At 37.9% G+C, this 14,787-nt stretch carries 10 protein-coding genes; 4 read left to right on the plus strand and 6 right to left on the minus strand.

Annotated features, from left to right (window positions below; all coding sequences use genetic code 11):
• Nucleotides 1-3: 3 nt before the first annotated feature.
• Entirely contained in the window at nt 4-3,603 is a 3,600-nt protein-coding gene (gene addA, locus Q0Y84_RS01275) for a helicase-exonuclease AddAB subunit AddA (RefSeq protein WP_297950013.1), read from the minus strand.
• Nucleotides 3,604-3,605: 2 nt separating this feature from the next.
• Nucleotides 3,606-7,085, minus strand: coding sequence for a PD-(D/E)XK nuclease family protein (locus Q0Y84_RS01280; RefSeq protein WP_297950015.1), 3,480 nt, complete (start codon nt 7,083-7,085; stop codon nt 3,606-3,608).
• Nucleotides 7,086-7,163: 78 nt separating this feature from the next.
• Here Q0Y84_RS01280 and mvk point away from each other — a divergent pair, with 78 nt between their 5' ends.
• Genes mvk through fni form a run of 4 tightly spaced genes read left to right on the plus strand, consistent with a single transcriptional unit; the run spans nt 7,164 to nt 11,197 of the window.
• Entirely contained in the window at nt 7,164-8,072 is a 909-nt protein-coding gene (gene mvk, locus Q0Y84_RS01285) for a mevalonate kinase (protein ID WP_297950017.1), read from the plus strand.
• A gap of 9 nt (nt 8,073-8,081) precedes the next feature.
• Entirely contained in the window at nt 8,082-9,044 is a 963-nt protein-coding gene (gene mvaD, locus Q0Y84_RS01290; RefSeq protein ID WP_297950019.1) for a diphosphomevalonate decarboxylase, read from the plus strand.
• 42 nt (nt 9,045-9,086) lie between these two features.
• Entirely contained in the window at nt 9,087-10,169 is a 1,083-nt protein-coding gene (locus Q0Y84_RS01295; RefSeq protein ID WP_297950022.1) for a phosphomevalonate kinase, read from the plus strand.
• An 11-nt stretch (nt 10,170-10,180) separates the two neighbouring features.
• On the plus strand, nt 10,181-11,197 hold the full coding sequence (gene fni / locus Q0Y84_RS01300; RefSeq protein ID WP_297950024.1) for a type 2 isopentenyl-diphosphate Delta-isomerase: 1,017 nt from the start codon (nt 10,181-10,183) through the stop codon (nt 11,195-11,197).
• Nucleotides 11,198-11,290: 93 nt separating this feature from the next.
• Here the strand turns inward: fni and Q0Y84_RS01305 are convergent, their stop codons facing one another.
• From Q0Y84_RS01305 to Q0Y84_RS01320, 4 genes are all read right to left on the minus strand, one after another.
• The gene (locus tag Q0Y84_RS01305; RefSeq protein ID WP_297950026.1) at nt 11,291-11,473 is read right to left on the minus strand and encodes a hypothetical protein; all 183 of its coding nucleotides are present in this window, start codon (nt 11,471-11,473) and stop codon (nt 11,291-11,293) included.
• A gap of 166 nt (nt 11,474-11,639) precedes the next feature.
• Nucleotides 11,640-13,013, minus strand: a complete 1,374-nt coding sequence (locus Q0Y84_RS01310) for an RsmF rRNA methyltransferase first C-terminal domain-containing protein (protein WP_297950028.1) — start codon at nt 13,011-13,013, stop codon at nt 11,640-11,642.
• Complete coding sequence (locus Q0Y84_RS01315; RefSeq protein WP_297950030.1) at nt 12,994-13,971, minus strand: ABC transporter permease; 978 nt, start codon at nt 13,969-13,971, stop codon at nt 12,994-12,996. The genes Q0Y84_RS01310 and Q0Y84_RS01315 overlap by 20 nt, the downstream gene beginning before the upstream one ends.
• Nucleotides 13,961-14,713, minus strand: a complete 753-nt coding sequence (locus Q0Y84_RS01320) for an SAM-dependent methyltransferase (protein WP_297950033.1) — start codon at nt 14,711-14,713, stop codon at nt 13,961-13,963. The genes Q0Y84_RS01315 and Q0Y84_RS01320 overlap by 11 nt, the downstream gene beginning before the upstream one ends.
• Nucleotides 14,714-14,787: the final 74 nt, after the last annotated feature.

Raw genomic sequence — 14,787 nt, forward strand, 5'->3', positions numbered from 1 at the left:
TCTCTACTTCACTTCAACTACTTGTTTAGCATCAAGTAAAATTAAATATTTTCCAATAACCTTTTTTTGACTAAATTCATTAATAGCTTGTTCATATAACCTAAGCTGACCAGTATATTTTTCTTTAATTAATTCAATCGACTTAGCCAAATGCGATTGATCAACGTGGTCAGTTTTGTAGTCAAACAAAATAATACCATCATTTGTCACAAAATAACCATCAATTGTACCATGAACCAAAATTTTAGCATTAGGATCTGAGAAGTTTTTAAACAAAGTTCTGGCAGAAACCAAACTAGAAAAATCAACTTCTCTTTTTAAATTCTCCGGCTTTTGCCAAAAATCCTTGGCAAAGTCACTATGAACGAACCATTCGATTTGGTCTTGTTTTAAACTAGCCACAATTTCTGGATTTAATTTTTTCTGTTCAACTAATTCTTGAATTTCTGTTGCTAACTGCTCCTGACTGCCGCTCCCTTGATAATCATAATACTGCAAAATCAGGTGAGTCGCGGTCCCAATTTCTGCACCAGTAAACTTAGTTTGATACAAAAAATTAGGCTTAGTATCAATTGGCTGTAAATAGCGATTAGTTGACGTCAACAAATGAGAGTTTTCCAGTTCAGTATCAATCGGATCATTAAATGCTTTTTTAATTTCTGATACCGCTTGATAAGCAGTTGTTTCACTTGCATCTTTAAAAGGATAGTCATATTGATAAAGCTGCTGGGTAGTTTTCGTTAGCAGCTCACTTTGGCTTTCATTGCCTTGAACTTCATTTACTTGAGGTTCAACCGCTTCTTCGACTGTATTTTCATAATTAATATACAAAAACGGCTGACTTTGATCCAATGAATTGGTAATATCAGTCATCTTAATCGCTAGATGCCGATCTAAAGCCAAAGCTGGACCCATAAAGCTTAATGGATTAGTAGCCGCTAGTTTATCAGCTAAAGCTAAATGACCCGCATGATTCAACTCAGTTGACCATTCCTTTAATCTTTTGCCCAAATTAGGGATATCGCCCACCAAAATCAACTTTTGCTTAGCCCGAGTCAAGGCTACATAAAGAATACGTGCTTCTTCTTCCAGCAGTTGGCGCTTTTTAATTACATTGCCCATTGCCTTAACCAAAGAATCTACTCGATAATGCTCTTCGCGCAAAGTAATCCCCACACTATCTGAGTTAATAACATAGTTTCCTTTCAAATCACACATTTGATATTTATGTTGCATCCCGACATAAAAGACAATTGGAAATTCTAGCCCCTTAGAGCCGTGAATCGTCATCAAACGAACGGCATTTCCTGCTTCCTTAGTCAAAAGCGGCTGGGCCAAATCTTTTTTACTACGCCGCATCCGGTTAATAAAATTAATAAATTGATATAACCCCTTAAAGCCAGCACTTTCATATGAAGATGCGCGCTCATATAAGGCCTCTAGATTAACTCGGCGCTGCTCGCCATTAGGCAAAGCCGTCATTATTTCTAACAGATTCGTCCGCGCATAAATGCTCCAAATCAATTCAGAAATTCGGTGAGTTGTCGCAAATTGCCGCAAATCAGCTAACTGATTCAAAAAGTCCTTAATTCTGCTGCTCAATTCATCGCCCACACCGACATAAGAGGTTAAGGCACTATAAAAAGTAGAATTTTTGCTCTTAATGCGGATCTTAGCCAAATCTTTTTCACCAAAATTAAACAAAGGTGAACGCAAAACCGAAACTAACGGAATATCTTGGTCAGGATTATCGATAATCTTCAAATAATTCATCATGACCGTTAATTCAAAAGTTTGGAAATAATTTTCGGCATCAGTTACAAACAAAGGAATACCTTGTTTAGCAAATTCTTGCATGATCACCAAATTATCGCTCCGGCTTCTAGTCAAAATCGCAATATCACTGTAGCGCAACTCACGCATGCCAGTTTTGCTATCAAAAATTTGCAGATGCTCTGCTTTAAGCTGCTTAATTCGAGCCAAAACCATTTGAATTTCAGAGAAATCTAAGTCGCCGTTATCATTGTCACTCTTCTTTTCGTGAATAATTACTTCACTAGCCTGCGGAGTATTTTCAGGATAATATTTAGCTCCGAAAATCAACTGACCTTCCTTTTGATAGTCAATTCCCCCAAAATCAGAACTCAACACGCTTTTGAATACCTGGTTGACAATCTGCGTAACCGGCTCAGTCGAACGGAAATTATCTGATAAAAGGATTCTCTCTGTTTGTTCATCATCATCCGCAAAATCATGGTATTTTTTCAAAAACAAACTAGGTTCTGCTTGTCTGAAGCCATAAATCGACTGCTTAACGTCACCAACCATAAAGATAGTGTTTTTATGCTTATTTTTAAGCTGTTGAATGATATTTTCCTGCAAAGCATTGATATCCTGATATTCATCAATCAAAATTTCTTTAAATTTGTCTTGATAAAATTCTCGCGCCATTTGCGAATTAGAGGTATCTTGACTCAAAACTTGATAAGCTAGCTGCTCCATATCACTATAGTCAAGCAAGTTTTCGTTCCGCTTTAATTTGTTAAAACGGTCAATCAAAGCCAATTCTGCTTTGGCAATCGCTGCTACAATTTTTTGACTCTGCTCCATAATTTTGACTTGTTCAGCTTCGTTCACCGCAAAAAATGAAGTAAAAGTATCAAAAATCAGATTTTTAGCTTCATCTTTTAATTTTTGCATCTCTTCGTAAAAGTCTAAAATATCTTCATCCCATTTATTTGACTTGCGATAATTTACGGTAAAAATACAGGAGCGCAATAGTTCACGCTGTTGATCATAGTCTTCATCTTTTTCTAGCGCCGTCATAAAATGCTCTAAATTTTGGGCAAATAAAGTAAAAGCTTCTTTAACTTTGGCTAGCTCTTTAGTTTCGATGACTGGATTCTCCAAATAATCATTAATCTTTCCCTGCAAATTACCAAGATTAGTAAGCAAATACGGTTTAATTTGTTTTTGCCATAAAGCAGAACTGACCACCTGCTCATCAACTGCATAAACATCAGCTAATTTTTTTAACCATGAACGATATTCCGGTTTAGCCATCGCAAAATCATACAGATCTAGTAACAAATCACGGGGACTGTCTGCATCTCGGTCACCGGCAAAATTATCATAAAAGTGCCTAAAATCTTCATCTTTGCTCTCTAAAAATTCGCCCTCAATCTCATGTAAAGCGCGTTCTTTCAATAAAGCAGCTTGCGTATCATCAGTTAAAATGCTAAAGCTAGGATCCAAATTAACCGAATAATAAAAACGGTGAATCACTTCTAGACAAAAGGCATCAATAGTTGAGATATTAGCTGTATCAACTTGGTTCAACTGTTCACGCAAATATTTTCGATTAGCGCCTGGCTTAGCTAATTCCACTGATAAAGCCTTTTTGATTCTCGTCTTCATTTCTTCAGCAGCTGCTTTAGTAAAGGTAACTACTAATAGTTCGTCTACTTTAGTACCAGAAAGGATTTCCTTTAAAACCCGTTCTACCAGTACCGTGGTTTTACCACTACCAGCTGAAGCAGATACCAAAATATCATGACCGCGGTCATTAATTGCTTGTTGTTGCTCCTTAGTAAATTGCGGCAATTTTATTGTTCCTTTCCTAATTTTTCTTTGATCTTAAGCATTAATTCCTTTTTGTTTAAATTATTAATTTCATGATATTGATTTTGCCGTAACATGGCATCAAAGAAGAAAACATCACGATAGTCAGAGTAAGTCAATGCACTCTTAGATTTTCCATAACGATAAGGATTAAGCTCAATTTTTCCAGATAAGATCTGACTCGATGCCTGACGAATCAAGTATTCATCATACTCAAGCAATAATTCAATCTCTTCTTCACTAAAGTTGCGATCACGTGGCAAGCTAAAGCCAGTTTTTGCTTTAGTCTTAACCCCAGTATACAGCTGCGAAGGATAACTGGGGCGATCATCAAGCAAAGGTTCCGCCTCAGTTAAAATCTCGGGATCATTACTGATTAAGCCCGTGTACATTAGCTTGGGCTTGCTATCAGTAGCGGCCTTTTTCAAATTCAGACTGCTATCAATCAATTTATTGCTATTCAACCGTTCCAATTGTCTAGTAACCGTCTGATAAAAAGCACCTAATAATGAAAGGCGGTCTTTTCCTGCAAAGAATTGATCATTCTTAGTTAAAACATCTAAGTAAGACACCATCTGGAGGGCGATTCCATTGTAAAACATCCCTAAATCAAATTTTTTTGCTGAAGACTTGTAGTCAATTACTTGCGCTAAAACTTGGTCTTTATTATCAAAATTAGCCAAATCAACACGGTCCATTTTACCGCGCAGATCAACGCGGTGTTTACCTGACAAATCTGGTACATCCATGCTTAAGCCTTTGATCTTTTCACCTAAGCCAAAACTTAATTCTGAGTACTTAGCCCGAAGTGGCGTCTCTTTTAAAGAACGCCGCCAATTATGGGCTACTTTTGAAGTAGTATGGTCTAGACACTTAAACAGATATTGATTAAAAGGATCATTCATTAACTGAGCATATTTATCCTCATCCTTCATCACATTTCTGACCGAATTAAGCATTTGTTCTAGTTCAAGACTATTTAAATCTGCTAAATCAGTATGTTGCTTATTTAGTTGCTTGACTAAGCGGTCAAAAGTCTCATGGAAATAATTTCCCGCTTGTATCACGTCAAACTCATTTTCAAAGCGGCGCCGCAATTTTAAGCCATAGTTTAAGAAATATTCATATGAATTTTCATAAAAAGTCTCTAATTGCGAAACTGATGAGTTCAAATTTTGCCCATAAAGCTGAATCGCTAAATCCTGACCAATATTTTCAGGCTGATTATCAAAATCACTCGCTTCAAGGACCGTTTTCGTTTTCCCTGGTAAATATTGCTGGGTAATTTTTAGTAATTCTTGCAGGGCAAGATTAGAATTTAACGAATTCAAATAAGTTAAATAGCCTAGACTGGCATCTGGATTAGTTATAAAGGACAAAAGATCCTGCATCTTTTCTGGCAAATCATGTTGCACAAACTCTTGCGCACCATAATCACTTAAGCGCTGGTAATAAATTGAAGGATCTAGTTCTTCATTTGAAGCATTCAAGACTGGATACGAAACAAAGACTCGATCTTGCGCTAAGGCTAGCGACAAGCCAAATTGGTAATTTTGATCCAGGTTATTAAGCTGTTGACTGTCTTCCAGATAAGACTCTGAATTAAAACTATTCTGCAATTGCGTCAAATTTTCAGTCGTCAAAAAGCCTGGCATTTTTTGAATTGTTGGTAAGTTGCCTGCAGTTGCACCAATAATAAAGACTTGCTTATAGCCGCTAGTTTGAACCATTCCCATTTCAGACAGGTTCACTGCATCCAGCGTTGACGGAATTTGTGAGAAATTAGCTTCACGAAAGGCGCTAATCAGCATATTAAAGAATTCATTCAAGTTAAAAGTTTCTGGATTAATTGCTAAGTAGTCCTGCAATAACTGCATTAACAAATCCCACAACTGTTCCGGTTGCTGAGCCTGCTGCAAGTCGCCGGCTTCATTGGCATCATCACGCCATTTCTCTAAACGATCAGCGATCCCATTTTTAGTCAAAAATTCAAAGAAAATAGTCAGAGCTTTTTGACTATCCTTTTCTTGCTCTAACTTGGTAAAAAGGGCCGTAATTTTATCAACTAAATAGCCTCGTAAACGGTCAATTTTGGCAACTTCTTCATCCATCTTGTCTAAACGAATCACTTCAGCGTTAACAAACCTATCAAAGCGGCGCTTCCATAAATTATGGTTAATTCCGTGAGCCAAAACGAAATTTTCTAGTTCATCAACATCATGAATATATTCTGCTTCTTCCTTATACCAAGACGGAATTAGTAAATGCGTCTTTAGAATCGCCAACATATTTTGCGTTTGAAAAGGATTTTCATGAAGATTAAACAAGCTTTCAATTAAAACAACTAGCGGATGATACTTCATCTCCTGTTGCAAATCGTTAAAGAAAGGAATCTTGTTTTGCCGCAAAATTGGCGTTAAATAAGTCTCATATTCCTTTAAATCTGGCGCTAAAATCAAAAAATCATGGTAGCGATAATTGCTTAATGCTACCTGCTGATAAATAGTGCGCGCCACAAAATAAGCTTCGGCATAGCGTGAATCTGCCTTAACTAGCTGAACTTGCTTTAATTCATCAACTCTAGGAAGTGCCTCGGTCCAAAGGCCATTCAGAATTTCACGACCGTTAGGCTGAGAATTTAGCGGAAAACTAGTGGCCACATAGTTCATCTTGCGCTCCTGCAAAAACATGGTCAAATGCTTGATCGTCTGCTGGATCACGTAGTCGTAATCGCCTTCTTCTGCAGTAGGATTAATCTCGCCTAAGCGGGTTTTAAAAGCTAAGGTAACATTCTTGGCTTTGCGCATTAACAACTTAATCGTTAAGGTTTCTTGCAATGAAAAATGCGAAAAATCACAAAAATAAAAACTAGCTTGCTTTAAATTCTTACTTTTGGCTAAAATCTCGTTCAATTGAATTTGAACTTCATTTTTAGTGGAGAATTTACCAGCAATTTCTTTAATGAAGGCATCATAAATAATCCGCAAGTCATGCAGCTTGTTCTTAGTTTCTTGATCTAAATTATCTTCGGTGATCTCATCCAGGTCTAAATTGCCATCATAAACTTGCAAAATCGTGTGGTACAGCTGATTGACCAGCCCTGAATTAACATTGACCTTTTCAAAAATAGTCAACTCATCTTTTTTATTCTCAATAATATGCGCTAAAAGCATGGCACTGGCGGCATCATCTAATTGAGTCGGCAATCCCTGCTCGGCATCTTTTAAGAAAAACCAGGCTAAACGAGAAAATGACAAGACATGCAAATTTTTCACTGCAGTTTCAGCTTGCCTTTTACTCGTTGCTAATTTATTAATCGCCCTAACTTCTGTGGTAAACTTAATATGATTAGGAACGATGATAAAAGTCTCTTCTTCTGGAGATTGTTGATAATTTTCAACTGCTTCTGCCAGAATTTTTTCTTGTAATGGGTCGGTTTGACGTCCTGTAAGAATTTTGATCATTTGTTCGTACTCCTTGTTTATTATTTTATCATAGCAAGGTTAATCTTTTAATAAATCTATTTTAAGGATGATTAAATAATGAAAAGCAGTTATTTGGCTCACGGAAAAGTAATTATTATTGGGGAGCATTCAGTAGTTTATGGCTATGACGCTTTAGCCATGCCAATTAAAGCTTTGCATATTAAAACTACTATTGAGCCTGCTAGTCAAATGTGGATGGAAACTGCCCGTTATCACGGACCTTTATTTGACGCACCAGCAGAATATGATGGCTTGAAATATGTCATTAAACATTTACAAAAAAAGGCTAATAATAATGCCCCGATTAAGGTTACCTATACCGGTGAAATTCCAATGGAGCGCGGCTTTGGCTCAAGTGCTACCGTCGCCTTAGGGACCACTAAGGCCATGAATCATTTTTTTAAGCTTAATATGTCTGAAAAAGAAATTATGGCGGTAACAAATCATGCCGAAATGATCAATCACGGTAAAGCTTCCGGTCTTGATGCAGCTACAGTTAATTCGGATTACCTGGTCTTTTTCAATAAAAAAATGGGTCCTAAAACATTGCAAACCAAATTAGGTGCTACCCTGCTCATTATGGATACCGGCCAACTAGGCAATACCAAAGCAGCTGTCACTTCAGTTAAAAAATTGCTTGATCAATCTGATGCTGCAAAACAAAGAATGGCCCACTTAGGTGAACTAGCTGACCTAACTAAAAATGCTTGGCTCAAGCATTACCCACAAACAGTTGGTCAAATCTTCAATGAGGCCCAAGAAATTTTACATTCATTTAAGATCTCAACTGCCAAAATTGATCAATTGCAAAAAATTGCTTTAGCTAATGGTGCCCTAGGCTTCAAACTATCTGGCGGCGGCTTAGGCGGAATTACGCTTAGCCTATGTGAAAACGAAACGACTGCCCAAAAAATTGTGGCTAAATGTGAAGACATCATTAGTGACTACTGGATTGAACAAATATAGAGGGTGAATATGAATAAAACTGTACGAGCACACACGAATATTGCATTAATCAAATACTGGGGTAAAGCTGATGCCCAATTACGTCTGCCTTTAATGTCTAGTTTATCAATGACCTTGGATGCTTTTTATACTGATACTAAGATTGAAAAAGTAACTGGCCCATCACAATTTTATTTAAATAATGAACAGCAATCTGCAGCGGCAAGCCAGCGGGTTTTTACCTATTTAAAGAAATTACAGGATCGCTTCCAGGTAACAGGAAATTTAATTGTTAAATCAATTAACCACGTACCTACTTCTGCGGGATTGGCTTCATCTAGTTCAGCATTTGCGGCCTTAGCAGCAGCCTTTTGTCAATGTTATGAGCTGGAAGTTACGCCTGAAGAATTATCGCGCTTAGCTCGAATCGGGTCTGGTTCAGCCAGTCGTTCGATCTATGGCGGCTTTGCTGTTTGGCAAAAAGGCGACAGCGACCAAACTTCTTACGCTTATGCTCTAGATGAAAAGCCAGCAATGGATCTGCACCTACTGGCAGTTGAATTAAATACTAAGCAAAAAAAGATCTCATCAACTCATGGGATGAAAGATGCTCAATCTTCACCATTTTTTAAACCATGGCTGAAGCGCAATGATTTAGAATTAAACGAGATGATTCAAGCGATTAAAGATAACAACTTTACTGCTTTGGGTCAATTAGCCGAGTTAAATGCGAATGAAATGCACGCAATTAACTTAACTGCTCAACCAGAATTCACCTACTTTGAACCACAAACTATTCAGGCAATCAAATTGGTTGAACAACTTCGGGCTGAAGGTATTGAATGTTATTACACGATTGATGCTGGACCTAATATTAAAGTGCTCTGTCAATTAAGAAATAGCAAAGAAATCATTCAGCGCTTTTCGTCTGAATTTAATAATGTTAAGATAGTGAATGCAAGTTTTGGTCCTGGAATTACTTATTTGGACTAGTTGTAAATAAAAAAGTTAATTAGATTCGAGGATTTAGTTCTTTTGATAACAGAAAAAGCGCCCGGAAAATTATACATTGCCGGGGAATATGCAGTGCTGGAGCAAGATTGCCCCGCAATTTTAGTAGCCGTTAATCAGTTTGTCCGTGTTTCAATTACTAAGAGTAAAGGAACAACCGGTTTAATTCACTCTAAACAATACTCACAAGATTCAATTCATTGGGTTCGTCAAGGCTCCAAGATGGTGATCGACAACCGTGACAACCCCTTTGAATACATCTTATCGGCTATTTCATTTACTGAACAATATTGTATTGAACAAAACATCAAGATGAAAGTCTATGACTTGCACGTCAATTCCGACTTGGACTCGGCTGATGGCAAGAAATACGGCTTAGGTTCTAGTGCCGCAGTCACCGTAGCCACGGTAAAGGCAATTTTGCGCTTCTACGGCGTAGAAATGAGTAATGAGTTAGTCTATAAGCTATCAGCAATTTCGCACTACTCAGTCCAAGGAAATGGCTCAGCTGGCGACATTGCTGCCAGCGTTTATGGCGGTTGGTTAGCTTATCAAACTTTTGACAAAAAGTGGCTCAAAAAGGAATTAGCAAACAAGACTTTAGTGCAAGTAGTTAATGAAGCTTGGCCTGGCTTAAAAGTTGAATTGCTTACCCCACCTAAAGAAATGAAACTCATGATCGGCTGGAGTCAAAAGCCGGCTTCTACTTCCCGCTTAGTTGATGAAACTAATGCCAATAAAGCAGCTTTAAACATGGAATATAAGAACTTTTTAGCTGCTTCAAGAGCTTGCGTATTAAAGATGGTGCAAGGTTTTGAAGCTAATAACATTGCTTTAATTAAGCAACAAATTCGTGCTAACCGTAAGTTATTGCAACACTTTGCTAAAATTAATCAAATTGCAATCGAGATTCCACGTTTAACGCAATTAATTAAAATTGCCGAAAGTTTTGGCGGCGCTGCTAAAACTTCTGGTGCTGGTAATGGTGATTGTGGAATTGTGATCACTGATGCCAATACTGACGTTGACGCCCTTGAGAGTGAATGGCGTCACAACGGAATTATGCCCCTCAATTTTAGAGTTCATCAAATTACTATGACCCATTAAGGGAGAATTCGATGTCAATTAGATCTGAAAGAAAAGAAGAACATCTGAAGTTAGCTCAGATGTTTTTTAATAAAGAAAATTATAATAGTTTTGATCAGCTGAACTTGTTGCGCCCTGCTTTGCCAGAGACTAAGGTTGATCCCAAAATTTTAACAACCAGCATGTTTCAAAAGAGTGTAGCTGCACCCTTTTTTATTAATGCAATGACGGGGGGCTCCCCTCAATCTAAGATTATTAATCAAGCTTTAGGAAAGATTGCTAACCAAGAAAAGATCGCCCTCGCCTTAGGTTCGGCTAGTATTTTAGCTAAAGAAAAAGAGCAAATTGATAGTTTTGCTGTTGCTAGAGCTGAAGATCCAGATGGTGTGTTAATCGTTAACGTCAATCCGGCAACCCCTGTTGCAGCTGTTAAAGCGATTATTCAAGAATTAAACGCTGATGCCCTTCAAATTCACTTAAATACTGTGCAAGAAGTTGCCATGCCGGAAGGTGATCGAGATTTCCACTGGCTTAATCAGATTAAAGAAATTCGTGATCAAGTAGAAGTTCCAATCATTATTAAAGAAGTCGGCTTTGGCTTAGATCAAGCTACTATTCATACTCTAAAAAATGAAGGAATTCAGTATTTTGACATTGCCGGTAGCGGTGGCACTAATTTTGCCCAAATCGAAAATGCCCGGAATCCAAATGATGTCTCCTACCTCGAAGATATCGGCTTACCAACTGTGGTCTCAGCTTTAATGGTGCAAAAAGAAGACGTTAATTTTATTGTTTCAGGTGGTGTCCGTAATCCATTAGACGTCTTAAAGGGCCTAACTTTAGGTGGACAATATGTCGGCATCTCTAACGTGTTCTTGCAGGAATTCAATGAACACGGTGAAGCAGGATTAGCAGATTTGATTGCCAACTGGAAGAATGAATTAGCAGCACTCATTGCTGTTTATGGTAAAACTAGTTTGGCTTCTTTACCAGAGATTAAGAAGTACTATGATTTACCTTTAAAAAATCAAATTGATCAATTAATTTAGACACGACAAAATCCCATCGCGTCCATTATTTAACTTTGATGTAAAACCATTAAATGTTCTCTCAATTTTAGTAATCGCATGTTCAGTACCATACTAATCAATATAAGATGAGTTTTTTAAATTACTATAAGTAACCGTGACTTTATTTTGATTACTAGTATTTGACCAAGTAATATACTTAGCCAGTTGTCCCTCTCGATTTATGTCTCTATTGTCATGGGTATCAGACCCATTGCTTGCATCTAATCTAATATCAGCATCAATTTCATCGCCCAATTTTAGGCCTTGTTGATTATTCTTGTTATTTTCTTTTTTTAAACCTAATCCACCTTGAGCAATTTGATCTTTAATTGAGTTATAATAACATACTTCATTATTAATGATAGATCAAAAAGACAGCTGAACCAAACTCAGCCGTCTTTTTTACATAATCTAGAATATATTACTTTCTTAATCCCTTAGGATAGAAATTCTTTAACACTTGATTGCCTGCAATTTTACCAAAACTAAAAATCATGCGCTGATAACTAACTAAAACAAATCCGCGCAAGTCACTATTCACCTTGACCGTTTCACCATGTAGATAACTGCGGTAGTCTTCAATTGTTTTTAATTCATAAATGCGCTCTTGTTTTACCTGACCCAAAACTTCTGCTAATTGATGTCCTGGCTCAAATCGCTTTTTCTTCAGCATCCCTAATTCTACGCCATTATTAACCACATGCAGCTTGCTCTTAGCTGGTAATTCAATCGCCGGCACAAAAACATGTTCATTGCGCACTTTAGCTTTATTGCGCCAATCAGTTAAAGCAGCCGGTAAGTTAAACTTGCTAATTACTTGATCAACTAACTCTATTTCACTCTTGCTTATCCGATATGGATCGCGCTTATTCTTTTTATTTTTAGCCTTTTTAACCAACTTAACTTCACCGGCTTTTTGCAACACAGCCGCAAATTGACCTTCACCTACGTCGTCTTGCGGCCAAAAACGCAAGGTCTTAACTAAGTCAGGATTACCATCAGCCCATTCAGGATGACCAACACTGATACGCTCATCCTGAATCCCCGAATCTAAAATTGCCAAGCCATGTTGCTTAACCAACCCGCTAACAATTTGTTCATCTTCTTCAGGGGCAAAAGTACAAGTTGAATAAATCAACCGTCCGCCTGGCTTAAGCATTTTAACTGCTTCATTAAGAATATCTTCTTGCCGCTCTTGGCAAGTCATGACGTAATCTTGCGACCAATAGTCAATGGCTTCGGGATTTTTTCTGAACATTCCTTCCCCACTACATGGTGCATCAACCAAGATCACATCAAAAAATTCTGGAAAAGCTGGTGCTAATTTTCCCGGACTTTCATTTGTAATTAAAGCGTTAGTAATGCCCCAGCGTTCAAGATTTTCTCTTAAAGCTTTCGCTCTAGTGACTGAAATTTCGTTAGCGACCAAAAGCCCTTCGCCCTTTAACTGCTCGGCTAAGGCCGTAGTCTTCCCACCTGGAGCAGCACACAAGTCTAATACTTGATCGCCTGGCTTTACACCGCTAATAGCTGCGGGGAACATGGCAGCAGGATCTTGAGAATAAACGCTGCCACTAACCCACTCAGGATCGTCTCCAGCTACTTCGCCATAATAGGCTGAATCTATCTGAGGCACAGACTGACTCAGATCATATGAAACCTTAGCCGGCTTTAAAGTATTAAGGCGAAAAGCCTTTTTGCTATCTTCATTCATTGCCCTAAAAAGCTGCTGTGCTTCTTCATTTCCCAATAATTTTTCATATTTAGCTTTAAATTCACTTGGTAGATTTAACAACTTTCTTGTCCTTTCTCATTAAGTACCAAATCATGCCACAAAATGTCAAAATCATGATTAACCAGGAAACAGTCATTGTGATTACTAACGAGCCATAAGTTGAATAAAAGGCATGCCATCTTAAAAAGATATATGCAGCAAAGGCAAAAGCAGCCTCTGTCAAGAATAAACGGGCACTGCGGTTAATTACCCAGTTACGTAATAAATCGCCGTGTAATCTGGTTAAACGCGCCTGACGCTTAATTCCCATGGCGAGCATCATATTCGTCAGCATCCCCAACAGCAAAAATGCAACCAGCATTAAAATATCTGGCACTACCGACAAACGGTCACGATGGTGCTCTTGCACAAAGGAAGGAACATGCAGCTTGGCATGATAATGCTTAGCAATTTTGCTAATTACCGCTGGTGCCGCATCGATGACAATGCGGTAATTCTTAAGCTTAGCTTTAGCAGTTGGTTGATCCACCCCAGTACTTAGATAATACTTATCCATTTCCATTTGCGGATAATCTTTTAACTCACCAATCACTGAATAATAATTTGAATTCAACACAATATATTTATTATTCTGGACATCTAATAAGTCAAGCTTCGCCGCTGGGCCAAGGACAGCAAAAGAAATTTGCCCCTTAAAATCATCAGGTGCAAAATAGCGCCCGCTTTCAGTAGGCAGGCTGGTTGCGGCGTGATTTGCCCAAACAAGTACCTGCTTTTTTTCATAGTTATTGTCTAGGTGAAGCTGAATCTGATGATGAGCATATTTTTTATCCAAATATTTGAGCAAGGAACTAATTTTTTCGTCACTATTAATCCTAAAATAGCGCGTATCATTAGTTAACCCATGTGCTTCAAGGAGTTCATCAGCGTAACTAGATTCAACGTTGGAAAGCATGGTGCCAATTCCTAAAAAAGCTAACAACGGCAGCAGCAATAAAAAAGTTCTCTTAAAATTCATTGTTAATTTCAAATACCTGTTCATCAATAAAATCAAAGCTGGACAAAGACCGATTAATCTTTGTCAAAGCTGCACTATTTTTAAAATGATCGTGGTGCCAGAATTCAGGCGAATTAGTCGCCCCATTTTGTTCACCGATAAAGAGCAAATGGCTGCTAGGATTATTTTTTTGCCAAGCTGCAATCGTGTCTAGATCGCCATGACCAAAATTTGGCGACCAGGAGCAGAGAATTAAGTCAACGTCATGATACTTCATGATTGCTTGATCAGCCGTTAAATTCTCGACTGGATAAAATGGCTTAGCTCCGGTAGTCGAAGTCCTGGCCCACTCTAAGGAATCTGTACTACGCGTTTTAATCCCTACCCAAGCTAATGCCCGTGACCAATAGGCATTGCCGGCCATAATCTCTAAGGCAGTTTGAACATGCAGTTCATCTTTAATTAACTGTGCCGTCTGCAGATTAGCCAACGACCAGATGCCATATTGCAAGGACAGATACTGGCGAAAATTATTAAATAAATTATTTAAATCGGTCAAAGTTTGCTTTTTATCCTGGCCAATCTCTTTTAAAATATCTTCAAACTCATCCGGAAGTAGCCCCAACTTACCAGGAGCTGCCGTCAACGGCTGCCCTAGTTTGACCTGCTGATCAATCTGCATTATCTCTTCAACTTGACGTTGAATTACCGGATGATTTACTTCTTGTGCTAATTTGTTTAATTTTGTCAAAAATTTTGTCATATCTAAATACCTTAATATGATTTTACCATTCAATGGCTGAGAATTCAGTTATAATAAAACTAGCATACAAAGGA

The organism is uncultured Lactobacillus sp., assembly GCF_947367125.1.
Lineage (GTDB): Bacteria > Bacillota > Bacilli > Lactobacillales > Lactobacillaceae > Lactobacillus.

Bases quoted from the DNA above. Each gene is read 5' to 3' on its own strand.
- Q0Y84_RS01280 (WP_297950015.1), bottom strand. From the start codon at position 7,085: ATGATCAAAATTCTTACAGGACGTCAAACCGACCCATTACAAGAAAAA.
- mvk (WP_297950017.1), top strand. From the start codon at position 7,164: ATGAAAAGCAGTTATTTGGCTCACGGAAAAGTAATTATTATTGGGGAG.
- mvaD (WP_297950019.1), top strand. From the start codon at position 8,082: ATGAATAAAACTGTACGAGCACACACGAATATTGCATTAATCAAATAC.
- fni (WP_297950024.1), top strand. From the start codon at position 10,181: ATGTCAATTAGATCTGAAAGAAAAGAAGAACATCTGAAGTTAGCTCAG.
- Q0Y84_RS01315 (WP_297950030.1), bottom strand. From the start codon at position 13,971: ATGAATTTTAAGAGAACTTTTTTATTGCTGCTGCCGTTGTTAGCTTTT.
- Q0Y84_RS01320 (WP_297950033.1), bottom strand. From the start codon at position 14,713: ATGACAAAATTTTTGACAAAATTAAACAAATTAGCACAAGAAGTAAAT.